This is a genomic window from Halobaculum rarum (assembly GCF_040025155.1).
Taxonomy (GTDB): domain Archaea; phylum Halobacteriota; class Halobacteria; order Halobacteriales; family Haloferacaceae; genus Halobaculum; species Halobaculum rarum.
In genome coordinates, this window is the sequence record NZ_CP157275.1 from 1,722,385 (window position 1) to 1,749,144 (window position 26,760).

At 70.4% G+C, this 26,760-nt stretch carries 24 protein-coding genes; 16 read left to right on the forward strand and 8 right to left on the reverse strand.

Annotated elements, in window-relative coordinates:
- Positions 1-61: 61 nt before the first annotated feature.
- Both ABJD39_RS08980 and ABJD39_RS08985 read left to right on the forward strand, forming a co-directional pair.
- Positions 62-1,162 (forward strand): putative sulfate/molybdate transporter, encoded by a 1,101-nt coding sequence (locus tag ABJD39_RS08980; RefSeq protein WP_348607326.1) that lies wholly within the window; start codon positions 62-64, stop codon positions 1,160-1,162.
- Positions 1,163-1,208: 46 nt separating this feature from the next.
- Positions 1,209-1,823, forward strand: a complete 615-nt coding sequence (locus tag ABJD39_RS08985) for a DUF7384 family protein (protein ID WP_348607329.1) — start codon at positions 1,209-1,211, stop codon at positions 1,821-1,823.
- Between the two features lie 63 nt (positions 1,824-1,886).
- Here ABJD39_RS08985 and ABJD39_RS08990 read toward each other — a convergent pair whose 3' ends face one another.
- The gene (locus ABJD39_RS08990; RefSeq protein ID WP_348607332.1) at positions 1,887-2,810 is read right to left on the reverse strand and encodes an acyltransferase; all 924 of its coding nucleotides are present in this window, start codon (positions 2,808-2,810) and stop codon (positions 1,887-1,889) included.
- A 113-nt stretch (positions 2,811-2,923) separates the two neighbouring features.
- Here ABJD39_RS08990 and ABJD39_RS08995 point away from each other — a divergent pair, with 113 nt between their 5' ends.
- Entirely contained in the window at positions 2,924-4,270 is a 1,347-nt protein-coding gene (locus ABJD39_RS08995) for a glycoside hydrolase family 68 protein (RefSeq protein WP_348607334.1), read from the forward strand.
- Between the two features lie 53 nt (positions 4,271-4,323).
- On the opposite strand, the gene ABJD39_RS09000 is transcribed toward ABJD39_RS08995, so the two are convergent.
- Positions 4,324-6,780 (reverse strand): GH32 C-terminal domain-containing protein, encoded by a 2,457-nt coding sequence (locus ABJD39_RS09000; RefSeq protein WP_348607337.1) that lies wholly within the window; start codon positions 6,778-6,780, stop codon positions 4,324-4,326.
- Positions 6,781-6,922: 142 nt separating this feature from the next.
- Here ABJD39_RS09000 and ABJD39_RS09005 point away from each other — a divergent pair, with 142 nt between their 5' ends.
- Together ABJD39_RS09005 and ABJD39_RS09010 are read left to right on the forward strand one after the other, a co-directional pair.
- Positions 6,923-7,987 carry an aldo/keto reductase gene (locus ABJD39_RS09005; protein WP_348607341.1) on the forward strand — a complete coding sequence of 355 codons (1,065 nt, stop codon included), beginning with the start codon at positions 6,923-6,925 and terminating at the stop codon, positions 7,985-7,987.
- A gap of 10 nt (positions 7,988-7,997) precedes the next feature.
- Positions 7,998-8,192 carry a hypothetical protein gene (locus tag ABJD39_RS09010; RefSeq protein ID WP_348607344.1) on the forward strand — a complete coding sequence of 65 codons (195 nt, stop codon included), beginning with the start codon at positions 7,998-8,000 and terminating at the stop codon, positions 8,190-8,192.
- A 217-nt stretch (positions 8,193-8,409) separates the two neighbouring features.
- On the opposite strand, the gene ABJD39_RS09015 is transcribed toward ABJD39_RS09010, so the two are convergent.
- A complete protein-coding gene (locus ABJD39_RS09015; protein ID WP_348607347.1) occupies positions 8,410-10,068 on the reverse strand; it encodes a sensor histidine kinase in 1,659 nt (552 codons plus the stop codon).
- A gap of 119 nt (positions 10,069-10,187) precedes the next feature.
- A complete protein-coding gene (locus tag ABJD39_RS09020; RefSeq protein ID WP_348607350.1) occupies positions 10,188-11,699 on the reverse strand; it encodes a heme-binding protein in 1,512 nt (503 codons plus the stop codon).
- 160 nt (positions 11,700-11,859) lie between these two features.
- Here ABJD39_RS09020 and ABJD39_RS09025 point away from each other — a divergent pair, with 160 nt between their 5' ends.
- A complete protein-coding gene (locus tag ABJD39_RS09025) occupies positions 11,860-13,659 on the forward strand; it encodes a site-2 protease family protein (protein ID WP_348607353.1) in 1,800 nt (599 codons plus the stop codon).
- A 23-nt stretch (positions 13,660-13,682) separates the two neighbouring features.
- Here ABJD39_RS09025 and ABJD39_RS09030 read toward each other — a convergent pair whose 3' ends face one another.
- The 3 genes from ABJD39_RS09030 to pyrH form a co-directional block, all read right to left on the reverse strand.
- Positions 13,683-14,288, reverse strand: coding sequence for a PadR family transcriptional regulator (locus tag ABJD39_RS09030; RefSeq protein WP_348607356.1), 606 nt, complete (start codon positions 14,286-14,288; stop codon positions 13,683-13,685).
- Positions 14,289-14,450: 162 nt separating this feature from the next.
- On the reverse strand, positions 14,451-16,133 hold the full coding sequence (gene lysS, locus ABJD39_RS09035) for a lysine--tRNA ligase (protein ID WP_348607359.1): 1,683 nt from the start codon (positions 16,131-16,133) through the stop codon (positions 14,451-14,453).
- The gene (gene pyrH / locus ABJD39_RS09040) at positions 16,130-16,843 is read right to left on the reverse strand and encodes a UMP kinase (protein ID WP_348607362.1); all 714 of its coding nucleotides are present in this window, start codon (positions 16,841-16,843) and stop codon (positions 16,130-16,132) included. Before pyrH ends, lysS begins: the two co-directional genes overlap by 4 nt.
- 161 nt (positions 16,844-17,004) lie before the next feature.
- On the opposite strand from pyrH, the gene ABJD39_RS09045 reads away from it, so the two are divergent.
- From ABJD39_RS09045 to ABJD39_RS09055, 3 genes are all read left to right on the forward strand, one after another.
- Positions 17,005-17,847 (forward strand): molybdopterin synthase, encoded by an 843-nt coding sequence (locus ABJD39_RS09045; RefSeq protein ID WP_348607365.1) that lies wholly within the window; start codon positions 17,005-17,007, stop codon positions 17,845-17,847.
- A 285-nt stretch (positions 17,848-18,132) separates the two neighbouring features.
- Positions 18,133-18,399 (forward strand): DUF7123 family protein, encoded by a 267-nt coding sequence (locus ABJD39_RS09050; protein WP_222913130.1) that lies wholly within the window; start codon positions 18,133-18,135, stop codon positions 18,397-18,399.
- 160 nt (positions 18,400-18,559) lie between these two features.
- Entirely contained in the window at positions 18,560-19,699 is a 1,140-nt protein-coding gene (locus ABJD39_RS09055; RefSeq protein WP_348607368.1) for a site-2 protease family protein, read from the forward strand.
- A 28-nt stretch (positions 19,700-19,727) separates the two neighbouring features.
- On the opposite strand, the gene thiL is transcribed toward ABJD39_RS09055, so the two are convergent.
- Positions 19,728-20,615 carry a thiamine-phosphate kinase gene (gene thiL, locus ABJD39_RS09060; RefSeq protein ID WP_348607371.1) on the reverse strand — a complete coding sequence of 296 codons (888 nt, stop codon included), beginning with the start codon at positions 20,613-20,615 and terminating at the stop codon, positions 19,728-19,730.
- A gap of 136 nt (positions 20,616-20,751) precedes the next feature.
- Here thiL and ABJD39_RS09065 point away from each other — a divergent pair, with 136 nt between their 5' ends.
- The 7 genes from ABJD39_RS09065 (at position 20,752) to truA (ending at position 26,753) form a co-directional block, all read left to right on the forward strand.
- The gene (locus tag ABJD39_RS09065; RefSeq protein ID WP_348607374.1) at positions 20,752-21,780 is read left to right on the forward strand and encodes a lysylphosphatidylglycerol synthase transmembrane domain-containing protein; all 1,029 of its coding nucleotides are present in this window, start codon (positions 20,752-20,754) and stop codon (positions 21,778-21,780) included.
- A gap of 93 nt (positions 21,781-21,873) precedes the next feature.
- On the forward strand, positions 21,874-22,329 hold the full coding sequence (locus ABJD39_RS09070; protein ID WP_348607377.1) for a 30S ribosomal protein S19e: 456 nt from the start codon (positions 21,874-21,876) through the stop codon (positions 22,327-22,329).
- A gap of 200 nt (positions 22,330-22,529) precedes the next feature.
- Positions 22,530-22,886, forward strand: coding sequence for a DNA-binding protein (locus ABJD39_RS09075; RefSeq protein ID WP_348607380.1), 357 nt, complete (start codon positions 22,530-22,532; stop codon positions 22,884-22,886).
- A gap of 7 nt (positions 22,887-22,893) precedes the next feature.
- A complete protein-coding gene (locus tag ABJD39_RS09080; RefSeq protein WP_348607383.1) occupies positions 22,894-23,484 on the forward strand; it encodes a DUF7411 family protein in 591 nt (196 codons plus the stop codon).
- A gap of 154 nt (positions 23,485-23,638) precedes the next feature.
- Positions 23,639-24,532 (forward strand): EamA family transporter, encoded by an 894-nt coding sequence (locus tag ABJD39_RS09085; RefSeq protein ID WP_348607386.1) that lies wholly within the window; start codon positions 23,639-23,641, stop codon positions 24,530-24,532.
- 80 nt (positions 24,533-24,612) lie between these two features.
- On the forward strand, positions 24,613-25,929 hold the full coding sequence (hisS, locus tag ABJD39_RS09090) for a histidine--tRNA ligase (RefSeq protein WP_348607389.1): 1,317 nt from the start codon (positions 24,613-24,615) through the stop codon (positions 25,927-25,929).
- Entirely contained in the window at positions 25,929-26,753 is an 825-nt protein-coding gene (gene truA, locus ABJD39_RS09095; protein ID WP_348607392.1) for a tRNA pseudouridine(38-40) synthase TruA, read from the forward strand. Before hisS ends, truA begins: the two co-directional genes overlap by 1 nt.
- Positions 26,754-26,760: the final 7 nt, after the last annotated feature.

Below are 26,760 nucleotides of genomic sequence, written 5' to 3' on the forward strand. Positions count from 1 at the left end.
CCTGATCGACCGGATCTCGTTTCTGAACACGGTCAAGTACGATCCGACGAACAGGCATGTAGTGGCGTTCTCTGAGCGATTCGCGTCGTCACGTTCGATCCGGTTCGACGCTGGCGAGTGGACCGGTGCGTTGGGAGATTCGGTTACGGTCCTCCCGATAGTCGTCGGGCTGGCGGCGCTGACGCCCGTCTCGTTGGCGCACGCGCTGCTGTTCTTCGGCGCCTTCCAGGTCGCGTGGGGCCTGGTGTACGGCCTCCCGCTGTCGGTCGAGCCGATGAAGGCGCTGGCGGGGCTGGCGCTGGCGGGCACCATCTCCGCCGGCGAGTACGTCGCCGCCGGCCTGCTCGCGGGCGCCGTTCTCCTCCTTGCGGCGGCGACGGGCGCGCTCTCGCGGATCCAGCGGTACGTGAACGAGCCGGTGATCCGCGGTATCCAACTCGCGGTCGCGCTGCTGCTCCTCCGCGCCGGTGTCGACCTCGGCGTCGCGGACCCGACGCTCGCGCTCGCGGCCGCCGGCGTCGCGGGCGTCGTCGCGCTGGCGGGCTACCGCCGGGGCGCCGCGCTCGCGGTCCTCGGCGTCGGCCTCGCGCTGGCCGTCGCCGACGCGGGCGTTCCCGCCGCCGATCTCCCTGCACTCGCGGTCTTTCCGGCCGGTGCGCCCGCGCTCACGGCCGACGCGCTCTCGGCGACGACCGGCCAACTGGCGATGACCGTCGGCAACGCCGCCGTCGCGACGAGCCTCCTCCTGTCGGATCTGTTCGACGCGGACGTGTCCGCCGACCGGCTCTCGGGGAGCATGGGCGCGATGTGTCTCTCGGCGGTCCCGCTGGGCGGGATTCCCATGTGTCACGGCTCCGGGGGACTCGCGGGCAAGCACGCCTTCGGCGCGCGCACCGGCGGCGCGAACCTCGTGCTCGGCGGCCTCTATCTCGCGGCCGTCCCGTTCGTGAGCGTCGTCGCGGCGTTCCCGATGGCCGTCCTCGGTGTCCTACTCGTCGTCGTCGCGGTCCATCTCGGACGCCGCGCGGTCGACGTGGACGGCCGGCGCGCGCTCGCGCTCGTCGCGCTCGTCGGGTGCGTCGGCCTCCTGTGGAACGTCGGCGCGGCGTTCCTCCTCGGCGTCGGCGTCGACACGGTTCGGCGGCAGTTCGCGGCGGCCTGAGGGGGAAACGGCTCGGCTTTTTGTCCCGCGGCGATGCAGGTCGAGTATGGAGACGTGGGGCGCGCTGTTCGAGCGGGCGGCGGCGTTCGGCGCCGACGAGGCGGCGGTCCGGTCAGCGTTCGCCGAGCGGCGCGAGCGTGAGAGCGACGCCGACGACCGTGCCGGCGACGACACCGACGGCGTCCCGGATCCGGCCGACTCCTCGCCGGCGCGGGTCGTCGCCGACGCGGACGTGCTGGCGGCGGACCTCCTCGTCGGCGGCGACGCCCGCGAGGCGCTGGACGGGCTGCGCGCGCACTCGTGGACGACGCTCGTCGCCAGCGACGCCCTCCTCGACGACGCCGAGGCGGTGATCGCGTCCCTCGCCGATCCCGACCTCGCGGCCGACTGGCGCGAGCGGATCGACGAGTGGCGCGAACCGATCGCACAGCCACTCGACGATCACCCGGCGCTGGCGTCGGCGTTCCGCGGCGGCGCCATGCACGTGCTGTCGCTCGACGACCGGCTCACCGCACCCGGGGCGGGCGCGGGGCTCAACGACCGCTTCCCGGTGAGCGTGCGCGAGCCGCGGGCGTTCGCGGCGCTGTTCGACGCCGAGAAGCTGTATCCGGAAGTGGGGAACGGGGAGTATCCGGGGCCGGATCGGGACCCACGGGCGTGATCATGGCTCGGGAGCGCGGGGGAAGTGAGATCGGAGGGAGCGCGAGCGCGGAGCGACTGCCGGCTACTCGGCGTCGGGGGCGTCGACACCGTCCGGCGGCGTGAGGTCGCGTTGGAACTCGTCGAAGTCGTCGAGGTCGTCGGGGAGGTCGAACTCGACCTGTCGCTCGTCCGCGCGATTCGTCAGCTTGTCCTCGACTGGGTCGGCGACGGACTCCCAGCCGGGCTTCACGCGGACGCTGCGGGCGGGTGATCCGACCGCGATGTGGTGATCGGGCACGTCGCCCTGAACGGTGGATTTGGCGCCGACGACCGCGTTCTTGCCGATTCGGCACCCGGCCGCGACCATGGAGTCGTAGGTGACGCGTGCGTCGTCGTCGACGATCGTGTGGTAGTTGTCGACGTGCGTCTGGTCGACGATGTCGTGGTCGTGGCTGTAGAGGTGCGCGGAGTCGGAGATCGAGACGCGCTCGCCGATGGTGAGCTTCCCGCGGTCGTCGAGGTGGACGTCGTCGTGGACGACCGTGTTGTCGCCGATCTCGATGTTGTGGCCGTAGGTGAACGTGATCCCCTTGAACAGCCGGAGGTCCTCGCCGGCGTCGGCGAACAGGTGGTTCGCGAGCATCTGGCGGAACCGGAGCGCGAACGCGATGTTGTCGGCCATCGGCGTCGCGTCGAACTGGCGCCACAGCCACTGGAGGTGTTTCGAACGGGTGTACGTCTCCTCGTCCTTCTCGGCGTAGTACTCCGACTCCAGCGTCGCGTTACACGGATCGTACCCCTGGAGCCGGACGCGCTCGGCGGGCGTCACGTCGCCGCCGGCCTGCCACCGCTCGTAGGCGTCGCGGTCGCCGAACAGGTCCACGAGCGTGTCGCGGACGATCTCACAGGCGTCCTCGTCGGACGACAGTCGGTCGTCCACCTGCTCGGTGAAGGCCGTCACCCCCTCGTCCGCCTCGACGGGGAGGGACACGTGGCGCTTGGTCATACCGCCACGATTGGCCGTGACGAGTCATAGGGGTTCGGATATGCGAAGTCGCCGCCAACTCGCCGTGCACACGAAGCGACAGCGGTTAGGACCCGCCCTCCCTGCGACCGATAATGAGCGATCTCGACGGCACGGCGGACGCCCGCACGAGAACCGGCGCGGAGTCGGTCCGGTCCCGGACGCCGGCGTGGACCCGCAAGCAGGCGGCTGGGCTCGCCCGCGTCGACGACGCGGTGAAGCCGGTGGTCTACCCGCCCGCGGAGCCCGTCAGCGACGAGGTGTACCTGTGGGACACCTGGCTGCTGCGCGAGCGCGACGGCTCCATCGCCGACGTGGGCGGCTACCGCGTCGCCTTCGCGCTCACCGCGCCGCGGGACCTGCTGCCCGGGAAGCGCCACGACGTGGCGACCATCCGGTGTTTCTACTCCGCCGACGGCGAGTCCTGGGAGTCTGCTGGCCCCGTGTTCGAGGGAAGCGATCCGCTCGGCTCGCGCCAGTGGGCCGGCTGCGCGCTGTGGGACCCCGACGGCGAGGGCCCGTCGGACCTGTACTGCTACTACACCGCCGCCGGCGAGGCCGGCGAGGAAGAACTGAGCTACACCCAGTATCTCGCGCTCGCGACCGGCGGCACCCTGACAGCCTCCGACGACGGCCTCGAGGTCGAGGGGACGTTCACCCACGAGTCCCTCCTGTATCCGGACGGCGTTCGGTACGAGACCGAGGAGCAGTCGCGCGGGATGATCTACACGTTCCGTGACCCGTGGTTCTTCGAGGACCCCGCGACCGGCGAGACACACCTGCTGTTCGAGGCGAACGTCCCCGTCCCGGAGGGGAGCGACGCCTGCGACGGCGACGCGATCGGTCAGGAGTTCAACGGCGCCGTCGGGATCGCAGACTCCCCGACCGGCGACCCGACCGAGTGGGAACTGCGGGACCCGCTGCTGCACTCCACGTGCGTCAACCAGGAACTGGAGCGCCCGCACGTCGTCGTCCGCGACGGTCGCTACTACCTGTTCGTCTCCAGCCACGGGCACACCTTCGCCCCGGGAATCGACGGGTTCGACGCGCTGTACGGCTTCGTCGCCGACTCGTTGCACGGCGAGTACCGCCCGCTCAACGACACCGGGCTCGTGCTCACGAATCCCGAGAACGCGCCGTTCCAGACGTACTCGTGGCTCGCGTTTCCCCACGACGAGGAGCTGCTCGTCACCTCCTTCTTCAACTACTACGACTTGGAAGGCCGGACGCTGGACCAGGTCGCCGAACTGCCGCCCGAGGAGCAGTTCCGTCGCTTCGGCGGCACGCTCTCGCCGACGATCCGGATCGACCTCGACGGCGACCGAACCCGGGTGCTCGGGAAGCTCGCGCACGGCCACATCCCGCTTCCCGGGGAAGCCCTCCCCGAACTCGTCACCCGCGACGTGGACGTCGGCCGCGGCGGCTACGGCGCCTCACACTGATCACCGGTCGGTCGGGGCCGGCCGCTCGCGCGTCCTCGACCGCCCTCGACCGCCTACCGCCCGGTCGACGTGGGCCACGTGCCGGCCATCGTCCACGCGTCGATCTCGATCTCCGCGTCGCCGCCGACCGCGAACGCCGACACGCGGTCGGCGTCCGCGCGCGTCGGATACACGCGCGTCGTGAGACAGCGGCGCTCGTTCGCGAACAGTTCGAGCGTCGACCCGTCGACGAAGACCCGCAGCGACACCTCGCCATCGGCGTCGGCGGCTTCGGCGGCGTCGTCCCCGTCGCCGACGGGCATCCCGCGCGGTGCCCGGTTCACGCGCTCGTCGCCGCCGCTGTCGCCGCGGTCGACGGTCACCGTCTCGCCGTCGTAGCGGATCGCGGTGCGCTCGGTCGCCGCGGGCGACTCCAGCACCGACAGGCCGACCGTCTCGGCGTCGCCGAGGCGGAGCCTGCAGTCGAGTTCGAGCGCGGCGCCGCGGACGTCGAGCAGGCGTTCCTCCCCGTCGAGCGCGAGCGTCTCCGACAGTGCCCGCTCCTCGCGTGCCCCCGTCAACTCGGTCGCGGGGCGCTGCCGGAGCCGACCGTCCTCGTCGGTGTCGATCACCCGCGGGAGCGACATCGTTCCGGACCAGCCGGCGTCCCACTGGGCGCTCCCGTCTCTGGTCTCGGGGAGCCACCCCCACGTGAGATACCGGTCGTGCTCGTCGTCCCACAGCGACTGCGGCGCGTAGAAGTCGCCGTGGTCGAGCAGTCCTGCCTCGCGCACGTCGAACTCCGGCGCGGCGGCGTCGCTCCCGGCGGGCGCCGACTGCTCACTTCGCTCGCCCTCGCTCCCGAGGTCCGCGTCGCCGAGGTAGTACGCCACGCGGTCGTCGTCGGAGACGTGCAGCAGCCGGGCATCCTCGAAGGTCAGGAGCTCGGGGCATTCCCAGACGGGCGCGCCGCGGGGTCCTTCGCCCGCGTGAAACACGCCGACGTACTCCCACTCGTCGAGCGTCTCGCCGCGGTACAGCAGCGCCGCCCCGTCGCCCTCGTGGGGATCGTCGCTTCCGGCGGTTGCGCCTTCCTCGCCGTCCTCGCCGGTGTTGTCGGTGTCGCCGGCGCCGTCGACGGCACCCTCGCCGTCGTCGCCTCGATCCGCCGGCCCGTCGATCGCGGTGACGCCGGAGCCGATCAGGTGGTACCAGACGTCGTTCTCGCGCCAGACGTTGTGATCGCGGAACTCGGCGGCCCAATCGGCCGTCTCGTACACGTCCAGCACCTCGGGCGCCGACTCGATCACGGGGTTGCCGGCGTGTTTCTCCCACGAATCGAGCCCGAGGTCGTCGGTCGTCGCCAGACAGGGGAGCTGGTCGCGGCCGCGTCCGCCGGTGTACAGCAGGGTGGGAGTCCCGTCGGTGTCGATCACGGTGCAGCCGGACCAGCACCCGTCGCGGTCGGGGCCGTCGGGGTCCGGCGTGAGCGCGGTAGGCCGGTCCTCCCAGTGAACGAGGTCGTCGCTGACGGCGTGGCCCCAGTGGATCGCGTTGTGGAACGGCCCGCCGGGGTTGTACTGGTAGAAGACGTGGTACTTGCCCCCGCGTTTGATCAGTCCGTTCGGGTCGTTGAGCCAGTTCGCCGGCGGGGAGAGGTGGTACGCGGGACGGTGGTGATCGTCCGCGAGGCGCTCACGCAGCGCGGCGAACCCCTCGGGCGTCGACGGCCGTCCGGTGAACGTCGGCAGCGTCCCGCGCCCGAGCGTCGCGAACGCGTTCCGCAGCAGGCGTTCGCGCTCGTACCCGCGGCCGTCGTCCGGGCCATCGAACCGCAGTGTACCGCCGAGGCCGAGTACCGCGCCGCTCCTGCCCTCGGTGTCGCCGTCGTCGCCGCTGCTCGCGTCGTCACCGCCGCCGGCGGTCGCGTCGCCGCCGTCCGCGTCGCGGCCGACGCGCCACTCGACCACCGCCTTCTCGGGGTGGATGTCGTGGCCGCCGTGGGTCGCGCAGGCGAGCACGTCGCCGTTCGCCGGGAGCAGGTCGTCGTAACGGGCGTACGCCGCCCCGCCGCCGGGTCCCACGAGGGGGATCCGCGGCGGCCCACCGGCGTCCGGGTCGCCGAATCCCTCGAACAGCGGGTGGTCGCGGTGGATCTCCCGGACGCGGTAGCCGGCGACGTCGTCGGAGTGGGTCGCGCCGGTCGCGTCCGGCGCGACCGAGTCGATCCCGAGCGGCACGACTGCGGGGAGCGCCCGCGCGCTGAGGAGGAGTCCGCCGCCGGCGTCGAGGTACGCACGGATCGCGGGGCCGGCGTCGGCGACGGGGGCGTCGCAGTCGTCGAACGGGGCGTCGTGGTGCCACCACAACGCGTCGAACACGTCGAGGTCGACCTCGCCGGCGGCGACGGCCGACAGCGACACCGACTCGACCGACGCGGCGACCCGCTCGGCGACCGAGCGGGCGGACCGACGCTCCGCGCTGCGCTCGTCGGCCGCGAGTACCCCCACGTGAACCGGGGCCGTATGCATGGGTCGACGGAGTAACTCGCGAACGAAAAAGCGTTCGCGTCGCGGGCGCGGCTGTGGTCGGGCCGACCGACGACCGCCCTGGCGACACCCGGCCGACGCGGCAACCGGGTCGGATAAGTGGCGGCGGCGCCAAGCGCGCGACATGCAGTACCGAGAACTCGGCAACTCGGGCGTCGAAGTGAGCGAGGTGGCCTTCGGTGCGTGGGTCGTCGGCACCGACTGGTGGGGCGACCGCTCGGACGAGGACGCCGTCGACATGGTCCAGCACGCGCTCGACGAGGGAGTCACCTTCTTCGACACCGGCGACGTGTACGGCCACGGGCGCTCCGAGGAACTCATCGGGGAGGCGCTCGGCGAGTATCGCGACGAGGTCACCGTCGGCACGAAGGTCGGCTACGACTTCTACAACAACGCGCAGGCCGGCCACGGCGAGATCCCGAAGGACCTCTCGCCGGAGTATCTCCGCGACGCCGTCGAGCGGAGCCTCGACCGACTCGACATGGAGTACCTCGACGTGCTGTTCCTCCACAACGCGAACGTCGACGAGGTGACCGACGAGGTGCTGGAGGAGCTGTACGCCATGCGCGAGGAGGGGCTGTACGACGCGCTCGGGTGGGCGCTCGGACCGTCGATCGGCTGGCTCGCCGAAGGTGACCGTGCGGTCGAACTCGACTTCGACGCGGTCCAGACCGTCTACAACCTCCTCGAGCAGACCCCTGGTCGGCACTTCCTCGACACGGTCCGCGAGGAGGGCGCCGACACGAGCCTCATCGCGCGCGTCCCGCACTCCTCGGGTCTGCTCAACAAGCAGGTGCGCCCGGACACCGAACTCGGCAAGGGCGACCACCGTGCCCACCGTCCGGACGCGTGGTTCGAGACGGGCTGGGAGAAGGTGGAGGCCATCGAGTTCCTCGAACGGAACGGCGAGCGAACGATGGGGCAGGCGTCGATCCAGTACCTCCTCGACGACGAGGAGGTCGCGAGCGTCATCCCCACGTTCCGCTCGATCGACGACATCGACGAGTGGGCCGCCGCGCCCGACACGCCGCGCCTCAGCGACGAGGAGCGCAGGCGCGTCGACGAACTGTACGCCGAGAACTTCGGCGTCGACCGCGACGACGGCATGAACCCCGAGGACTTCCGCACGTCCGTCGGCGGCGAGGACCTCCGCAGCGCCGGCGTGCTCCCGCCGGAACCCGCCGACTGAGGGCCGCGACGTGACTGACGACCGAACGCGGCAGTACGCGCGCCGGCTCGCTCGCCTCGCCGGCGTCACCGCCGCCGTCCACGTCGCGCTCGCGTGGTTCGTCTACCGCGACGCCGCCGACCGCGAAGTCTCCGGCGGCCGCTGGGCCGTGCTCACGCTGATCGGCGGCCTGTTCGGCCTCGCGGGATACCTCCGTCGCCGGTGAGCCGTCGTTCGACCGCGATCCCCCAGTGACCGGACTTCGTCGTTGACGCGACGCCGACGCGCTGTTACTACGTTACTGCCGTGTCGCTGACCGCTCGATCCCCGGCGGACGCCCCTGTTCGGCACCGCCCGTGTGCTCGGCTCACGACCCCTTCACTTCGCCTCGAAACCCGCATACTTAGCCGGGGGTCCTCGAGAATTGTTCACATTCACCCCGGTTACTCGTCGACCACGATCTCGAACCGCGCGCCGCCGGCGTCGGCGTCGGTCACGCGGACGGACCAGCCGTGGGCGCCGGCGATCTCGGCGACGATCGCGAGCCCGAACCCGGTGCCGTCGTCGTCGGTCGTGTGCCCGCGTTCGAACACGGTCTCGCGACGCTCCGAGGGGATCCCCGGGCCGTCGTCCGCGACGTAGAACCCCGCCAAAGCGTCGAGACCGTCGGCGGTGTGGCTGCCGGCACCGGTACTGGCAGCGCTGTTATCGTCCGCGTCGCACCCGCCACCGAGACTCCCGACGGTGATGTCGACGTCGTCGCCGGCGTGGTCGACGGCGTTGCGAACGAGGTTCTCCAACAGTTCCTGCAGCCGGGAGGCGTCGGCGTCGACGTAGCCGATGTCGTCGGCAACCGAGAGCGACCCGTCGCCGTCGACGGTCTGCCACACCTCGCTGACGGTCCGCTCCAGCGACACCGGTTCGGTGTCCCCCACGGAGCGCCCGGTGCGTGCGAGCGCCAGCAGGTCCTCGACGAGCGCCTCCATCCGCTCGTGGGCGGTCTCGATCCGAGTGATGTGCGGGCTGTCGCAGTCGTCGTCGAGCAGTTCGAGGCGACCCTGGGCGACGTTGAGCGGGTTGCGCAGGTCGTGTGAGACGACGCTCGCGAACTCGTCGAGCCGCTCGTTCTGTCTGGCGAGGTCGCCCTCGCGTCGGCGGACGATCGCCTCCCGCTCGGCGCGATCGAGCGCCGCCTCGACCGTGTCCGTGAACAGCTGCGTCAACGCCACGTCGGCCTCGTCGAATCGACCGGGACGCTCGGATCCCGCGAGGAACACGCCGTGGTTCCCGAGCGGAACGACCAACGCGCTGCGGATCGCCGACTCGGACGCCGCGCCGGCGAGGGACAGCCGGGCGTCGTCTCGGTGCGCCAGCTCGCCCGATTCGAACGCCCGCCATGCGAGCGAGTCGGCCGACAGCTCCGGGACGTCGCCGAACAGCGCCCGTGCCTCGCCGGTCACGCTCACGGGAACGAGCCGGCGCCCGTCGCTCGACGCGAGATACACCGCGTTCAGGCGGAGGTCGAGCACCTCGTGGGCGGTGTTCGTCGCCGACGCGGCGACGGCGGCGCTGTCGCGCGCTTCCATCAGCTCCCCGGTCGTCTCGTGGAGGCCGTTCAGCCGCGACTCCCGTTCGATAGCGTCGAGCGCCACCGCGGCGTGCTGCCCGAGCAGCTCGACCAATTCCAGACATACGTCGCCGGCCTCGCCGCTCCGCTCGTGTCCGGCGATCAGCACGCCGTGATCGGGGATCGGAACCACGATCCCCCGGTGGGACGCCGACCGCCGATCCGCGACGGCGCCCAGTCGGAGCGGATCGGTCCGCTCGTACACGCCGTACACCTCGTCGCCAGGGACGTACGTCGGTGGACCGTCCTCGAACCGCTCGCGGACGGACTCGGGGTACGCCATGGGCACCAGCCCCGGTCCGCCGTCGCCGCGGAGGTGGACGCCGGTCAGCGGGTAGCCGAGGACGCGCTCGCTCACGTCGACCACGGCCCGACACAGCGCCGGTCGGCTCGTCGCGCTCATGAGATCTCGCGTCGCCGCGTACAGCGACCGGAGCCGGTCGTCGTCGGCGCCCGCGGCCTCGTCGGCCGTCATTACCGAACGCTCTCGTCAGGGTGAGTATAAACCTCGGTCCGCAAGCATCAACTCGGATATTCGGAGGGGCGAACGAGGCTACGCTGTCCTGCGGTTCCCGGCGGGAACCGGAGCGAGTATCACGCCAAGAACACGTGGCGCGGCCGGTCGGCCAGCACGTCCCGCCCCCACGAGACGGTGTCGCGGAAGTCGTCCGACCGGAAGAAGGTCATCGCGTCCTCGCGGGAGGCCCACTGGCTGGCGATGAACATGTCGTTCTCGTCCTCGCGGTTCACCATCAGGTCCGTCTCGTAGTGGCCGTCCATGTCGTCGAGGACGTCGCCGACGACGTCGAACTTCTCGACGAAGTCCCCGCGGTGCTCCGGTTTGACCGTGTAGAACATCCCCATCGTCCCGAAGCCGGACTCCTCGCCGGCGCGTTCGACGATGCCGGGAAGCTCCGACAGGAAGCCCGCGGCCGTCTCGGCGGCACTCGCGGTCTCCCAGATGCTCACGACGGCCGCGCGGTCCGTCTCCGTCCCGGTGTAGACGGCCGTCTTCACGTGGGTGCCGTAGTGGTCGAAGTTCTTCCGCAGGCCGTCGACTTCCTCGAACAGCTCGTCGGCGTCCGCCTCGGAGTAGAGGACGGTCGCGAACACGTCTTCGCCGTGGGGCTTCCCGGCGTAGATGTCGAGATCCTCCAGCTCCGACCGGATCGACGCTTCCTCGTCGGCGTCGGCGCTCTCGTCGCCATGGTGGCCGTCGTCGCCTCCGCCGTGCGCGTCGCCGTCGCCGTGACCGCCGTGGTGGTGTCCGCCCTCGCCGTGGGCGTCCGCGTCGCCGTGGGGGTGGCCGCCGGACTCGTGTTCGCTCGTCGGCACCTGCTCGCCGTCGAGGTATGCGCCCAGGTCCGTCGGCGGGAAGCGCCGGCCGACGTAGAACGGGCCGAACTCGCCGTACTCGGCGGAGGCCTCGTCGAAGCGCATCTCGTAGACGATGTCCTTGATGTCGGCGGGGTCGCCGCCGAACAGGGTGACGCCCCACTCGTAGTCGTCGAGGCCGACCGACGAGGCGATCACCTGTTTGATCTTGCCGGCGTACTCGCGGCCGATCTCGCCGTGGGCCGAGAGCAACTCCGCGCGCTCCTCGTACTCGAGGGTGTACCAGTTCTGTTCGGCCTCCCGCTTGCGGCTCATCGGGTAGAACGAGACGTACTCCGTGTCCGGGATGTCCGGCTTCAGCTTCCCCTCGATGTACCGACGGATGCCCTCGTCGGTCTCCTCCTCGCCGTCCTCGAAGTAGCTGTCCGAGACGTAGTCGGACACCTCGGTCATCGACACGTACGAGGTCGACTGCTCGGTGAAGTCCGCAAGCGCCGTCGACTCGAAGCGGCGCTCGGCCGCCGACAGGGCGTCCAACGTCGGGCGGAAGTGGACGATCATGAGGTCGGCCTTGTGCCCGAGCACGGAGAACACGGCCGAGGCGCCCTCCTCGGCGTCGACGACGCGCTCGTGCTCCGCGAGGTACGCGACGCCCTCCTCGACGGCCGACTCTCGCTCCCGCTCGGGTGCCGCGCGCCACGCGTCCCAGTCGACGGTCCGGAAGTCGTGCAGCGCGTACCAGCCCTCTTCGGTGCGTGGGGGATTCGCCATGCGCGCGCTTCGAGTGGGAGGGGCTTGTGGCTTGCGTCACCGTGACGCCGGACCGCGGTCGACCTTCAACGACCTCGCCGGTCGAACAAGTCGCTGATGCGCCGTCGGCGACCGTGGCGAGACCCGAACCCCTTTGACCGCCGGTGACTTGTCCCCGATAATGAATACGCTCCTGTGGGTCCTCGTGGGAGCCCTCGCGTACTCCGTCGTCCTCATGGCGCTGTACACGAGGGGGTATCTCCCGGACGCCGTGCGCGTCCAGGGGCCGCTGGCGACGATCCACACCCAACGCGGTCGCGCGTTCCTCAACTGGCTCTCGGGGCCCAAGCGGTTCTGGCGCGCCTGGAGCAACCTCGGCGTCGGCATCGCCGTCGTCGTCATGGTCGCGATGTTCGCCTTCCTCGTGTGGTCGGCGCTCGCGACCCTCCAGAGCCCCGTCCAGACGCAGGCGAACCAGCCCTCGAACTTCCTCATCATCCCCGGCGTCAACGACTTCCTCCCGCTGGCGGTCGCGCCGGAGATTGTCCTCGGTCTGCTCATCGCCCTCGTGGTCCACGAGGGCGGCCACGGCCTGCTGTGTCGCGTCGAGGACATCGATATCGACTCGCTGGGACTCGTGCTCCTCACGATCATCCCCGTCGGCGCGTTCGTCGAACCCGACGAGGAGAGTCAGTCGAACGCCGACCGCGGCGCGCGCAGCCGGATGTTCGCCGCCGGCGTCACGAACAACTTCGCGATCACCGCCGTCGCGTTCGCGCTGCTGTTCGGCCCGGTCATCGCCTCGATCACTCCCGCCGCCGGCCTCGCGGTCGGCGGCGCGTACGCGGGTGCGCCGGCGGCCGACGCCGGTATCGAGGGCGGCGATCGGATCACCGCCGTCGGCGGAACGGAGGTCGCGGACTCCGCGGCGTTCCAGTCGGCCCTCTCGGCGACTCAGGACCCGTCCGTCGAGATGACTGTCAACGGTGAGGAGACGGTCACGGTCGACAGGCGCGTCACCGTCGTCGGCGCCGTCGAGGGGGACTTGGGGAACCCGCTCGGACTCTCGGTCGACCCGGAGAGTGACGCCGTCCATATCACCGCCGTCAACGGTACCGAGGTGCACACCGTCGCGGCGTTCCGCGAGGTCGCTCGCGAACACGAGATCGCCCGCGTCTCCACCAGCGAGGGCGAGGTCACCGCGCCGCTCGGCGCGTACGTCACGAACGTCTCCGCCGACGGACCGCTCGGCTCCCAAACCGACCTCTCAGGCACGCTCACCGTCACCCGGATCGACGGACAACGGATCCTCGACTACGACGACCTCGACCGCACGCTCTCGGGCGACGCCTACGACGCCGGCGACACGGTGACGCTGCGGGTGTACGCCGACGGGCAGTTCCGCGAGGTCGACGTCGCGCTCGGCGGCACCGACGACGACCCGCGCGTGGGGATCGTCGTGACACAGGGCGTCTCCGGCGTCGTCGTCGACGACCTCGGGATCCAGCGATACCCCGCCGAGGCGTACCTCGCGCTGTTGGGCGGTGACACCGGCGACCTCCCGCCCGGACTCGGCGGCATCGCCGGTACCCCGCTCGGGTTGGTGTACGCCGCGCTGTTGCTCCCGCTCGCGAGCGCTGTCTCGGCGGCGCTCCCGTACAACTTCGCGGGCTTCTACGGCGAGTTCGCGGGCTTTTACGACGTGACCGGTCCGCTCGCGCCCCTGGGTGAGGGGCCGGTGTTCCTCCTCGCGAACGTGCTGTTCTGGACCGGGTGGATCAACGTCCAGCTGGGGATCTTCAACTGCATCCCCGGCTACCCGCTCGACGGCGGTCGTCTCCTTCGGATGGGTGCGGAGGGGCTCGTGTCCCGGCTCCCGGTGTCGAACCGCAACCGACTGGTCACGACGCTCACTACCTCCGTCGGGCTCACGATGCTGACGGCGCTGCTGGTCGTCGTGTTCGCGCCACAGTTCCTCTGAGGGCGGGAACTGGTTCCGTCCAGTCAGGCGTTCGTTCCGCCGTCGGCGGCGGCTTCTCCCGGCCCCTCGTCGTCGGCGTCCGACGTGTCCGCGTCCGATGCGTCGGCGTCCGGTGCGTCGGCGTCGCCCTGGCGGGCGTGGAACTCCTCGGGCGTGTCCGGGATGCGCTCGAAGTCGCCGAAATCCCGCTCGTGGTGGCGGATCACCTGCTCGGCGATCCAGCCGGAGTACTCGTCGTCGAAACACCAGTCGTCGTCCGACGGGTTCACCTCGAAGCGCTCGTCGGTCGCGAACGCGACGTACATGTGATAGAAGCCCAAGATCACCTCCGCGAAGTCGCGGGCTTTCCCGCCGATCTCCGTCCGCTTCTCCGCGAGGTGGTCGCGGCCCTCGTCGGTGAGCGCGAAGTACTTCCGGTCCGGTTCGTCCTCGCGCTCGATCCGTTCGGCGTACCCCTCTTCCTCGAACTTGTAGAGGATGGGATAGACGGATCCGTACGACGGCTCCCAGTGGCCCCCGCTGATGTCGGTGATCTCTTTGAGGATCTCGTAGCCGTACCGCGGCTTCTCCTCGAGCAGCTCCAGCACGATGAACGAGATGAGGCCACGCGGGGGGCCGCTCTTCCGCATTACCCGACAGTTTCGCCGTCGATCACTAAGGGTTTCGGTCCCCGAAACTCCCGCTGACTCTCCGGTCAGTTCGTCTCGCGGGCGATCTGTTTTCACTCGGTTTCGAACGCCGGTGAACACCGTTCTGCGGGGCGTTCGCTTCCTCTCGCCCGGCCTCGCCGTTCACGCCTCGCGATGCAGCCGCGCGACGACGAACTCGCGTTCTAATTCCCCGAGGAACTCCCCGAGGCGTGGCCCCTGCGTCTCGTCGAAGAACAGCCGGTAGCCGGCCGCGAAGAAGTCGCTCACCTCCACGTCGTGGCGTCGGGCGGTCTCGTAGATCTCTCCCTGGATCGCCTCGCCGTCGTGTCCCTCCGCGACGAAGTCGGCGAGGTCGTCGAGGGCGGCCTCGACGTCGGCGGTGAACTCGTGCTCGGGCAGATCCGACTGGAGCCGGTAGTTGTACTCGTTGTCGCAGCGCTCGGCCCACCGACGGGCGCGTTCGACGCGGTCGAGGGCGTCCTCGATGGCCCATTCGGGGGTGTCCTCGGTGAAGTGTCCCTCGTCGCGTGCGAGCTGGATCCGGAACTCGCGGTCGTCGACCATCCCAAGTACCGCGGCGAAGGTGTACGGCAGGCGAACGCGCCCCTCGCGCACCTCGTCGACGACGAACGGGTACGCCCGCTCGGCGAACGCCGCGAAGCGCTCGTCGGGGTCCTCGTCGCCGAAGTACGCCCGCTCGAAGCGGTCGAACTCGTTGACGAGTTGGTCCAACCGCTCGATGTCGAAGTCCTTCGCTTTCTTCGGGTTGCGCGCGAAGAAGTAGCGCAGCACCTCCGGCTCGATGAGGTCCAGCACCTCCTGGACGGTGACGACGTGCCCCTCCGACGACGAGAGCGACTCGCCGTTGAGGGTGAACCACTCGTACACCATCGGGACGGGCGGCTCGTTTCCGAGCACCGCCCTGGCGATGTCGACGCCGCTGGGCCAGGAGCCCTCGGCGTGGTCCTTCCCGAACGGCTCGAAGTCGACTCCGAGTACCTCCCACTGAGCGGGCCACTCGAAGCGCCACGGGAGCTTCCCCTCGCGGAACGAGGCGACGCCCTCGTGGCCGCACCCTTCCATGAAGCGGTCGCCGGCCTCGATGCCCGAGCAGCGATAGCGGACCTCGCGGGCGTCCACGTCCACCTCGGTCACGTCCTGCGTGAGCATCCCGCACTCGGAGCACTGTGGCATGAACGGCACGTAGTCCTCGTCGACCTTGTCCTGGTACTCTCCGAGCGTCTCGCGAGCGGCGTCGGCGTTGCGCAGCACGTGCTCGACCACATCGTCGAAGGCGCCGTCGGCGTACAGTTCCGTGTTCGACACCATCTCCACGGGCACGTCAAGCGCCTCGGCGTCGGCCGCCAGCAGCGCCGCGAAGTGGGCGGCGTAGGAGTCGTGGCCGTCCTCGAACGGGTCGGGGATGTCGGTGTACGGCTTCCCGAGGTTCTGTCCGAGCGCGCCGGCGTTCACGTCGCCCAACTCGACGATGTTGCCGTCGGTGTCCGCGAGCTTTCGGGGGAGCTTCCGGAGGGCGTCCTTGTCGTCGCTGGTGAACACCTGCCGGACCTCGTGGCCGCGCTCGCGCAGCACCGCGGCGACGAAGTAGCCGCGGATGATCTCGTTGAAGTTGCCGATGTGGGCGATCCCCGAGGGGGAGACCCCGCCCTTGATCACGATCGGCTCGTCGGGGTCGCGCGCCTCGATCTCGTCCGCGATCTCGTCGGCCCAGAACGCGTGGTGCTCGCCGTCGCCCTCGCCGTCGCCGTCGCCGCTCCCGACCGCGTGCGGGTCGATGGCTCCGTCCTCGTTGTCGGTACTCATCGTGCCCAGTAGGTCGGCTCCTCCCCGCCGGCGGGAACCACGTCGGTGCCGGTGTGCTCGCCGTACAGTACCGCGTTCTCGACCGCCTCGGGGTCGTGCCCGTCGAGGACGACCGTCCGCATCCCGGCGCGCTGGATGAGCTTCGCCGCCAGCAGGTCGACCGGGGCGGAGGCGCCGGCGTCCCGGCTCATCGGGACGATGACCTCGACGAGCTCCTCCGGGGTCATCTCGGCGAACTGCTCGGCGGTCTCGTCGACGTTCGGGTCGGCATCGTAGATGCCGTCCGCGCTCGTCGCGTACACGAGCAGGTCCGCGTCGACGTACTCCCCGAGTGCCGCCGCGACGGCGTCGGTCGTCTGCCCGGGCGTGACGCCGCCCATGACCGATACGTCGCCCCGGCGGACGGCGTCGGCCGCCTCGTCGTAATCGTGTGCCGGTGAGGGGTCCACGAACGGACCGAGTGCCGTGATCAACAGCCGGGCGTTCACCCGCGTCACGTCGATGCCGAGCTGGTCGAGTTGGACCTCGTTGGCGTCCAGCTCTCGCGCTGCGCCGATGTAGTCGCGGGCGACGCCGCCGCCGCCGACGACGATCCCCAGCTCACACCCTTCGTCGACCAACCGCTCGATGGCGTTCGCGTACGCCGCTACGCGTCCGGCATCGAGTTCCGGCGCGAGGACGCTCCCGCCGAGCGATAGGACTACTCTCATTGCTCTCGGATACCGCCGTTTCGCTCTTAAGGCTCCCGAACCGGCCTCGTTTCGGGCCGTCCGTGGCGGTTCGGGCGGTCGTCGAGTCGGCGCGGCGGGCCGCAACGCCCACCAACCCCACGAGGCGAAGGTCTAAGCCGCTCGCTCGCCGTCGTCCCGATATGCGTACGCTCTCGTTTGTCGGCCCCGGCGCGGCCGATCTCTTGGCCCCCCTGTCGGCGCGTCTCGACGGCCGTGTGGCGACGATCCGCCGCGACGACGACGGAAGTGCCGCCCGAACGACCCCCCGGATAGCCGACCCAGCCGAGGAACCGGATGCGGTCGCCGATCCGGAGCGGAATGCCGGCGCCGCGTACCGCCTCGGCGACGACGGTGGGTGGACCGGCGCCGGCGCCGGCGAAACGTTCCCGGATCTACTCGATCGGCTGGCACCGACGTTCGATTACGCGCTCGTCGCGGGCTTCTCGAAGCTCCGACTCCCGACAGTCGTCGTCGGCGAGGACGCCGTCCCCGGCGACGTGGTCGAGCGCGTCGACGACGCGTCCGACCTCGACCTCGACGATCTCGCCGACGTCGTGGAGACGACTGAGCCGCATGTCACCCTCGAGGCGCTCGTTGCGGAGGCGAAAGCGAGCGAGGACGCCGACCGGGCGGGAGCGATCGCCACGTTCACCGGCCGCGTCCGCGCGAAGAACTCGCCGGACGACGACCGCACCGAGGCGCTGGAGTTCGAGAAGTACGAGGGTGTCGCGGCCGACCGGATGGCCCGAATCGAGCGCGAACTGACCGAACGCGAGGGCGTCTTCGACGTACGGATGCACCACCGCGTCGGCGTCGTCGCCGACGGCGAGGACATCGTCTTCGTCGTCGTGCTCGCGGGCCACCGGACGGAGGCGTTCCGGGCCGTCGAGGACGGGATCAACCGCCTCAAGGACGAGGTCCCGATCTTCAAGAAAGAGACCACTGAATCCGAGGAGTTCTGGGTCCACGACCGCTCCGAGTGACCCTGTCGGTCGTGCGTCGCCGCCGCGCGAGAGCACGCCGCGAGATAATTTCAATCCCAATAAATAGAACCAATCGTCATACGGACCGGCCTGATGGCCGGGTATCCGATACGATTCTGTGGCCTGATAGACGAGGATAAACTTTCTACTGTATTCTCGAACGGTCATGAAACGTTATCGATCTCACGTTTTACGGCAGAAATCCCCTGAACGGACCCGAATCACCCCCAACGGACTGGACTTTATATGCCCTACCGGGTCCGTAGACAGAGTCGAGGTGACACAATGAGCGCAACCGTGCAACCCTCCGACACCGACCGCGCCTCGACCGACACCCCCTCCAAGGAGGATCGTCTCGCGACGTTCCTGCGTGAGAAGGCCGAGGACGGCGAACTCTACTTCAAGAGCAAGTTCATCGCCGACGAGGTCGGCCTCTCGCCGAAGGAGATCGGCGCCCTGATGGTGAAACTCAAGGACTCCGCCTGCGGGCTCTCCATCGAGAAGTGGTCGTACACGTCCGCGACTACTTGGCGTATCGAACCGGCTAACTGACGAGGCGTACCCGGAACTCCCGATCGGTCCTCCGACGCACGGGTGGTCCCCGTTTCGGTTCTCGACCGATCCGTTCGATTCTCTTCCCCGTTTCTCACACTGTCGTCGACAACGTACCCAGCGCCGAGGACTTATCACCGTTCGCGGCGAACGTCCGTCGATGAGTGAGGCGGCCGCAGCCGACTATCCCCGTCCCCCCGAACTCGACGCTGTCTTCCACTGTTCGGAGATCCGGCGCGACGACGATCGGATCCTCTACTACGGGATCAGCGACGTCGACGAGCGTGAGCTCGTCCGTCGCGTCTGGCCCGCGTTCCGCGAGGCCGGCTACGAGGTGCAGGTCGTCACCCCTGATTCCGGGTTGGACGTGATCGTCGCTCGCCCGTACTCCGACGGCGTCGACGGCGTTCCCTGGGTGAACGTCGCGCTGCTCGTCGCGACGGTGGTGTCGACGCTGCTCGTCGGTGCGACGGCGTGGTACTACGTCCCTCTCCCGGTAATCCAGGAGAACCCGCTCGCCGTGCTACAGGCGTGGCCCTTCACGGCGGCCGTCCTCGGGGTGCTGTTGACACACGAGCTCGGCCACTACGCGCTGGGCCGCTACCACGGGGTCGACGTATCGCTCCCGTACGTCATTCCGTTCATCCTCCCGTTCGGGACGATGGGCGCGATCATCCGCATGCGCGGGCAGATGCCCGACCGGGAGGCGCTGTTCGACATCGGCGTCGCCGGTCCGCTCGCGGGGCTCGCCGCCACGATCGTCGTCACGGTGGTCGGGCTCCTGCTGGGGCCGTTCACGGTCCCGCAGTCGGTGCTCGGCGGCGGCGGCGGGCAGGTCATCGTGTTCAACAACCCGCCGCTGTTGGACCTGATCGCCGCCGCGTTGAACCAGCCGACCGGCTACTCCGACCCGACGAAGACGGCCCACCCGGTGGTCATGGGCGCCTGGGTCGGGATGTTCTTCACCGTCCTCAACCTCCTCCCGGTCGGACAGCTCGACGGGGGACACATCGTCCGCGCGATGGTTGGACGGCGCCAGGAGACGCTCGCGGCGTTCGTGCCCACCGCGCTGTTCGGCATCGCCGCGTACCTCTACTACGTTCGCGACCTCGGGCTCAACGAGTCGGTCGGCCTGTGGGCGTTCTGGGGGCTGTTCTCGGCGTTCATCGCCTATCGCGGCCCGGCGAACCCGATCGACGACTCGGCGCTCGGCCCGAAACGGCTGGCCGTCGGCGTGCTCACGTTCGCGCTGGGGCTGTTGTGCTTCATGCTCGTCCCGATCCAGGTGACGACCCTGTGAGGAGGGGCGGGCGGGACGCGTTCCCCGCTCAGTCGCCCGCGTGCTCGTAGCCCCGATCGGGGAGCGGTTCGCCGTCCATCCTGACCCCGTCCCAGGTCACGTTCCCGATCACGGAGATCGGCGTCGGAGAGGCCGCCCGCGCCGCCTCGATGTCGTCGCTCGCGAGCGTGAACACCAACTCGAAGTCCTCGCCGAAGAACAGTGTCGCGTTCCGACGCGCGTCCGCGTCGTCGAACGCCTCGCGTACCGCGTCGGCGACCGGGACGTACGACTCGGTGATGTCCATCCCGAGGTCGCTCACGTCGCTCGCCTCGACGAGCTGGTGGAGCGACCGCGCGAGCCCGTCGCTGGAGTCCATCATCGCCGTCGCGTACGGTCGCAGCGCCACCCCGGCGGCGACGCGGGGCGTGAATCTGAACAGTTCGTTCCCACGCTTGGCGTCCCCCGTCTCGAACGCGCGGACCGCGGCGGCGCTCCGACCGAGTGCCCCGGTCACGCAGACGGCGTCGCCGCGGTCGGCGCCGCCGCGTCGGATCGGGTCGTCGGTCCGCCCGAGCGCGGTCGTGGCGACGGTGAACTCGTCGTGCCGGTCGAGGTCGCCGCCGACGTACTCGGCGTCGACGGCCGCACACACCTCGCGGGCGCCGCGCACGAAGTCGTCGACCTCTTCGGGGTCGAACTGCGGCGCTCCGTAGGCCGCGACGGCCGCCTCCGCGTCGGCGCCCATCGCGGCCACGTCCGACAGCGACGCGCCGACGGCCCGCCAGCCGGCCGTGTAGCGGTCGACCCCGGCGGGGAAGTCGGTCGTCTCGTGGAGCATGTCCGTCGTGAGGACTCTGTCGCCGACGACGGCGCAGTCGTCGCCCGCACCTGGGAGTGTGTCAGCTAACCGGGCGAGCGCCTCGCGTTCGTCCATTGACATCCCGTTTCCGCGCCGACACCTACGGTGTTTCCCTTCGGGGCGCCCGTGCCGTCGGCCCCACCACGGAGCCGAAACACCGTGTCCCCGCCGTTTCGGAGGCTTGAAACGGTCGCCGGGCGACTATCCCGACATGGACTCGGACCAGCTACGCGCCACGGTCGTCGGGTTTCTCGGCGCGTTCGCGGTCCTCGGCGTGCTCCTCTATCTCGTCGGCGTCGGCGACCTCCTCGACGTGCTCCGGCGGGCCTCGCCCGAGATGGTCGGACTCGTCGTGCTCGTCACGCTCGGGTGGCTCGTCGCCTGGTCGGTCGCGCTCAGAACCGTGCTCGGCGTGCTCGGCATCCGGCTGTCGGTGGTTCGGTCGTTTCTCGTGTTCAACGGCGCGATGTTCTCCAACAACGTCACGCCGTTCGGGCAGGCCGGTGGCGAACCCGTCACCGCGCTGCTCATCGCGAAGGTGGCCGACACGGAGTACGAGCGCGGCCTCGCCGCGATCGCGAGCGTGGACACGCTCAATTTCGTTCCCTCCATCACGCTCGCGCTCGTCGGCGCGGCGTACTTCGCCACCGAGACGACGTTCGGCACTCGTCTCCAGCTGGCGACGGGCGTCGTCGTCGCGCTCGCGTTGGCCGTCCCCGGACTCGTCTACCTCGGGTGGCGCAACCGCTACGCGCTCGAAGCGCGCGTCGTCGGTACCTTCGTTCCGCTGATCCACCGGGTCGCGAAGGTTCTCCCGGTGTTCTCCGCGCCGACCGAGGAGTCGGTCGAGTCGCGGATCGGCCACTTCTTCGGCGCTATCGAGCGCGTCGCCACCGACCGCACCGGCATCGCTATCTCGCTCGCGGCGTCGACGCTCGGTTGGATCCTCCAGATGGTCGCCCTGTATCTCGCGTTCCTGGCGATCGATCAGCCCGTCCCGTTCTCGGCGATGCTGTTCGTCGTGCCGATGGGCGCGATCGCGGGGGTCACACCGCTGCCCGGCGGCGCGGGCGGTATCGAGGCGGTGCTCGTGGCCGTGCTCGCGGCGCTCCCGTCGGTGTCGGTCTCCGCGACGGCGGCGTTGGGCGCCGTCGTCATCTACCGCAGTGCAGTCTACTGGATCCCAGTGATCATCGGCGGGGTCGTCGTGAGCGTGATCGGCGCCGACAGCGTCGGATGAGGCCCCGAATCGACGATCACGGTCCCCCGTGGACCCTTCACACGCGGCGGGTGATACGACGGCTTTAAACGGAACGACGGAGAAATCGACCGTATGGTTACCCTCTACGACGTCCCGGCGGCGGACCTCAACGACGAGGTCGCCGCTCGACTGGAGGATCGCATCGAGCAGCCGGAGTGGGTGCAGTTCACCAAGTCCGGACAGAGCCGAGAGCTCCCGCCCCAGCAGGAGGACTTCTGGTTCCGTCGCGCGGCATCGCTGCTGCGCAAGGTCGCCGACCGCGGTCCCGTCGGCGTCGAGCGCCTCGCCACCGAGTACGGCGGCGCCAAGCGCGGCTCGAACCGCTACGTCGTCTCCCCCCCGAACCACGAGGGCGGCTCGCGAAAGATCATTCGCGTCGCGCTCCAGCAGCTGGAGGACGAGGGCTTCGTCGAGACCGCGCAGGGCGAGGGCCGCCGCGTCACCGACGAGGGCCGCTCGTTCCTCGACGAGGCCGCCGGCGACGTGCTCGAGGAGCTCGACCGTCCCGAGCTCGAGCGCTACGCGTAAGCCGACGCCCGCACACGACGAGTTCTCCGATTTCCCGACCCTAGCGGTACCGCACGCGATTCCACGGCAACGCGATATCCACAGCGACACTGCAGGCGAGCGTCACCGCCGCGCTTGCTGTCGTTACCGCCCGCTCGGGCGCCGCTGCACCTCGCGCACCCACAATTGTTTTGACCGCGCACCGGCAACTCTCAAGCGACATGAGCGAGACCCCCGACGACGAGCGGCTGGAGGAGCTGCGCGAGCAGAAGATGCAGGAGCTCCAGGATCAAGCGCAGGGACAGGGACAAGGCGACGCGGAGGCACAGCAGGCCGCCCAGGAGCAGGCCGAGCGCCAGCAGGAGGCGGTGCTCAAGCAGTACCTCACCGACGGCGCGCGCCAGCGGCTCAACGCCGTCGAGATGAGCAAGCCCGACTTCGCCGCGCAGGTGAAACAGCAGGTCACCGCGCTCGCGCGCAGCGGCCGAGTGAACGGCCGCATCGACGAGGACCAGATGAAGGAGCTGCTGCGCGAGCTGCAGCCGGACCAGAAGAGTTTCGACATCCGGCGCCGCTGACGCACGCGTGGACCTCGCGCTCTGCTACAGCGGCGGGAAGGACTCCTCGCTCGCCGCGCTCGTCCTCGATCGCTTCTACGACGTGACGCTCGTCACCGCCCACTTCGGCGTCACGGACGACCACGAGCACGCCCGCCGAGCCGCGGAGGCGCTCGGCTTCCCGTTCGAGACCCACGACCTCGACCGTGAGGTCGCCCTGGAGGCCGTCGAACGGATGCGCGCGGACGGCTTCCCCCGCAACGGGATCCAGCGCGTCCACGAACACGCGCTGGAGTCGGTCGCCGGCCGCGACGTGGACGCCGTCGCCGACGGCACCCGCCGCGACGACCGCGTCCCCTCGATCTCCCGGGCGTTCGCCCAGTCGCTGGAGGACCGCCACGGCGTCGACTACATCTCCCCGCTCTCGGGGTTCGGCCGCGGCGCCGTCGACCGGCTCGTCGACGCCACCCTCGACGTGGAGTCGGGGCCCTCCGAGGAGGTACCGAAGGCCGACTACGAGGGCGAACTCCGCGCCCTGCTCCGCGAGGAGGCCGGCGACGACGCCGTCCGCGACGTGTTCCCCGAGCACGAACAGACGTACGTGCGCGGGACGCGCTGAGTCGACTGCACTGCGTCGAGGCAGCTGCGACCGCGTCGATGCGTCCGCGGTTGCGCCGCCGTCGGGGTGTTCGGCCGGTGAATCCCCGTCGGTGACGCCCGGCGGGTTCGCCGTCATCCGCGTCGTTTTCACGCCCGACCGCCGACCCCGAACCGTGCCCGCACTCGTCTCCCCCGGCATCGCCGTCGCCGTCGCGGCCGCGGTGCTGTGGGGCGTCTACCTCTTCGCACTGAAGCGCTACGTCGCCGGCGTCCCCGCGACCGTGCTCACGGTGCTGGTCAACGTCTGCGCGCTGGCGTGGTACGCTCCCGTCGCCGTCACCCGGCTGTCGGCCGACGCGCTCCCGGACCCCGCGACCCTCGGGGCGCCCGCCGTGCTCGCGCTCGCCGGCGCCGTGCTGGGCGTCGGTGTCGGCTTCGTCCTGTTCGTGAACGCGCTCGCGCTGGGCGAGGTGTCGTACGTCACGCCGATCAACAAGGTCGTCCCCGTGTTCGTCCTGCCGCTGGAGCTGCTCCTCCTTGGCGCCGACCTTCCGGCGCTGGCGTTCGCGGGCATCGCCGTCGTCACCGGCGCGGTGTACGTCGCGAACTACCGCGGCGGCGACCCGCTCGAACCGTTCCGGCGGGCGATCTCCGCGCGCCCCGCGCAACTCGCGTTGCTGTCGGCGGTCGCGTACGCCGTCGGCGACGTTTCCAAGCGCGCCGTCCTCGACCGCGTCGGCTTCCCGCCGGAGGCGCTCGTGGTGGTCGTGCTCGGCGGGGTGTTGCTCATTCTCCTTCCGCTGGCCGTCCGCGACTGGCGCGGCCCGCGGTCGTGGGAGACGCCGGCGCCGACGTTTCTCGCGCTGGGACTGCTCGTTGCGACCGCCGAACACCTCACGAGCGTCGCGTTCGCCGCGCTCCCCGCGAGCATCGCCTCGCCGGTGATCAACACGCAGGCGGTCGTCGCGGTCGTGCTCGGCGGCGTGATACTCAAGGAGCGACGCTTGGGCGCTCGCCTCGTCGCCGCCGCGCTCGCGGTGGTCGGCGTCGGGCTGTTGGCCGTCTGAGCGCGGAGTGGCCGGGGGACCCCGCCGACCGCGGCGACGAACCACGGGGTTAAACTCCCGGACCCGCGACGTACCCGCTAATGCCTACCTACGAGCGCCTGAAGGGGTTCCGCGACTTCTACCCCCCCGAAATGGCCGTCCGTCGCGAGGTGACCGACACGCTGGAGTCGGTCGCGCGCGGCTACGGCTTCCGCGAGATCGACACGCCCCGGCTGGAGCCGGCGGAGATGTGGACCGACAAGTCCGGCGACGACATCGTCGACGAGCTGTACGCCTTCGAGGACCACGGCGGCCGCCACGTCACGCTCGCGCCGGAGCTGACGCCCACGGTCGCGCGAATGTACGCCGCGAAGGCGCAGGAGCTGTCCAAACCGGTGAAGTGGTTCTCGACGCGCCCGTTCTGGCGCTACGAGGCCGTCCAGCAGGGCCGCTTTCGCGAGTTCTCTCAGACGAACGTCGACATCTTCGGCTCGGCCGAGCCCGAGGCCGACGCCGAGGTGCTCGCGACCGCGGCCGACGCGCTGACCGAGCTCGGCCTGTCGGCCGACGACTTCGACTTCCGCGTCAGCCACCGCGACATCCTCGGGTCGCTGCTGCGTTCGTTCGACGCGGACGTGGACGTGCGCGCGGCGATCCGCGCGGTCGACAAGTCCAAGAAGGTCGACGAGGCGGAGTACCTCGACCTGCTCCACGACGCCGGTCTCGGCTTCGACGAGGCGCGCGAGTTCGACGACCTGCTGGGGATCGACGACCCCGCCGACCTCGACGAACTCACCGACTTCGCGTCCGACCCCGACGACCTCGCGGACGCGGTCGACAACCTCCGCGCCGTCCTCGCGGCCGCCGACGACTTCGGCGTCGGTGAGCACTGTGACCTCTCGCTGCGCACCGCCCGCGGGCTCGACTACTACACGGGCGCCGTCTTCGAGTGCTTCGACGCGACCGGCGAGATCGGTCGCTCCGTCTTCGGCGGCGGCCGCTACGACGATCTCATCGAGGACTTCGGCGGCCAGCCCACGCCCGCCGTCGGCGTCGCCCCCGGGCACGCGCCGCTGGGACTCCTCCTGGAACGCGCGGGCGTCGCCCCCGACGCGGCCATCGAGACGGACTACTACGTGCTGCAGGTGGGCGACACACGGACGACGGCCGCCCGGATCGCCCGCGACCTCCGGGGCCGCGGCCACGTCGTCGAATCGGACGTTTCCGACCGCAGCTTCGGCGCGCAGCTCAACTACGCCGACTCGATCAACGCCGAGACGGTCGTCATCGTCGGCGAGCAGGACCTCGCGAACGACGAGGTGACGCTGAAGGACATGGCCTCCGGCGACCAGACGACCGCGCCCGTCGACGGGTTCCCGGGCGAGGCCGACCGCCCGACGTACGACGACTTCGCGTAATGGCGACCCGCCGGGCGTACCGCGTCGCCTACGACGGCCGCCCGTACTTCGGCTTCCAGCGTCAGCCGGACGTGCCGACCGTCGAGGACACGCTGCTGGACGCGCTCCGGGCGCTCGACGTCCTCGCGCACGACGCCGACACCCCGGCTGGATACGCCGCCGCCGGCCGCACCGACCGCGGCGTCTCGGCCGTACGTCAGACCGTCGCCTTCGACGCGCCCGAGTGGCTCACGCCGCGGGCGTTCTCCAGCGAACTCCCCGCCGGCGTCCGGGTGTGGGCCGCCGCCGACGTGTCCGCCGACTTCCACGCGACCCACGATGCGGCCCGGCGGACGTACCGGTATCACCTCCACGCGCCCGAGGCCGACCGCGACCGCGCCCGCGACGCCGCCGCGGCGCTCTCCGGCGAGCACGACGTCCACAACCTCACGAGCGATCCGCGCGGGCCGAAGACGCGACGGGATCTCTCGGTGTCGGTCGCTCCCGCCGGCGACGAGTTCCTGACGCTGACGGTCGCCGCGGGAGGGTTCCCGCGGGAGTTCGTCCGCCGGCTCGCGACGGTCCTCCGGGGCGTCGCCGTCGGCGACACGGGGCTCGACCGCATCGACGAGGTACTCGGGGACGGGACGCTGTCGGGGGCCGAGGGTGTCGGCCCCGCCGCGCCCGAGCCGCTCGTGCTCGTCGACGTGGCCTACCCCGGCGTCGAGTTCGAGCCCGACCCCGAGGCGATCGAACCGCTCCGAGAGGTGTTCTCCGAGCGCCGCGTCGACGCGCTCGCACGGGGACGGGTGTTCGACGACGTGCTCGCCGCGGCGTCGGAGTGATCGCCGC

Coding starts and splice junctions, on each gene's coding strand:
- ABJD39_RS08990 (WP_348607332.1), bottom strand. CDS start 2,810: ATGACCAAGCGCCACGTGTCCCTCCCCGTCGAGGCGGACGAGGGGGTG.
- ABJD39_RS09050 (WP_222913130.1), top strand. CDS start 18,133: ATGAGCGCAACCGTGCAACCCTCCGACACCGACCGCGCCTCGACCGAC.
- ABJD39_RS09000 (WP_348607337.1), bottom strand. CDS start 6,780: ATGCATACGGCCCCGGTTCACGTGGGGGTACTCGCGGCCGACGAGCGC.
- ABJD39_RS09005 (WP_348607341.1), top strand. CDS start 6,923: ATGCAGTACCGAGAACTCGGCAACTCGGGCGTCGAAGTGAGCGAGGTG.
- ABJD39_RS09030 (WP_348607356.1), bottom strand. CDS start 14,288: ATGCGGAAGAGCGGCCCCCCGCGTGGCCTCATCTCGTTCATCGTGCTG.
- ABJD39_RS09015 (WP_348607347.1), bottom strand. CDS start 10,068: ATGACGGCCGACGAGGCCGCGGGCGCCGACGACGACCGGCTCCGGTCG.
- hisS (WP_348607389.1), top strand. CDS start 24,613: ATGCCTACCTACGAGCGCCTGAAGGGGTTCCGCGACTTCTACCCCCCC.
- ABJD39_RS09045 (WP_348607365.1), top strand. CDS start 17,005: ATGCGTACGCTCTCGTTTGTCGGCCCCGGCGCGGCCGATCTCTTGGCC.
- ABJD39_RS09055 (WP_348607368.1), top strand. CDS start 18,560: ATGAGTGAGGCGGCCGCAGCCGACTATCCCCGTCCCCCCGAACTCGAC.
- ABJD39_RS09025 (WP_348607353.1), top strand. CDS start 11,860: ATGAATACGCTCCTGTGGGTCCTCGTGGGAGCCCTCGCGTACTCCGTC.
- truA (WP_348607392.1), top strand. CDS start 25,929: ATGGCGACCCGCCGGGCGTACCGCGTCGCCTACGACGGCCGCCCGTAC.
- ABJD39_RS09020 (WP_348607350.1), bottom strand. CDS start 11,699: ATGGCGAATCCCCCACGCACCGAAGAGGGCTGGTACGCGCTGCACGAC.
- ABJD39_RS08995 (WP_348607334.1), top strand. CDS start 2,924: ATGAGCGATCTCGACGGCACGGCGGACGCCCGCACGAGAACCGGCGCG.
- lysS (WP_348607359.1), bottom strand. CDS start 16,133: ATGAGTACCGACAACGAGGACGGAGCCATCGACCCGCACGCGGTCGGG.
- ABJD39_RS08985 (WP_348607329.1), top strand. CDS start 1,209: ATGGAGACGTGGGGCGCGCTGTTCGAGCGGGCGGCGGCGTTCGGCGCC.
- ABJD39_RS09075 (WP_348607380.1), top strand. CDS start 22,530: ATGAGCGAGACCCCCGACGACGAGCGGCTGGAGGAGCTGCGCGAGCAG.
- pyrH (WP_348607362.1), bottom strand. CDS start 16,843: ATGAGAGTAGTCCTATCGCTCGGCGGGAGCGTCCTCGCGCCGGAACTC.
- ABJD39_RS09070 (WP_348607377.1), top strand. CDS start 21,874: ATGGTTACCCTCTACGACGTCCCGGCGGCGGACCTCAACGACGAGGTC.
- thiL (WP_348607371.1), bottom strand. CDS start 20,615: ATGGACGAACGCGAGGCGCTCGCCCGGTTAGCTGACACACTCCCAGGT.
- ABJD39_RS09065 (WP_348607374.1), top strand. CDS start 20,752: ATGGACTCGGACCAGCTACGCGCCACGGTCGTCGGGTTTCTCGGCGCG.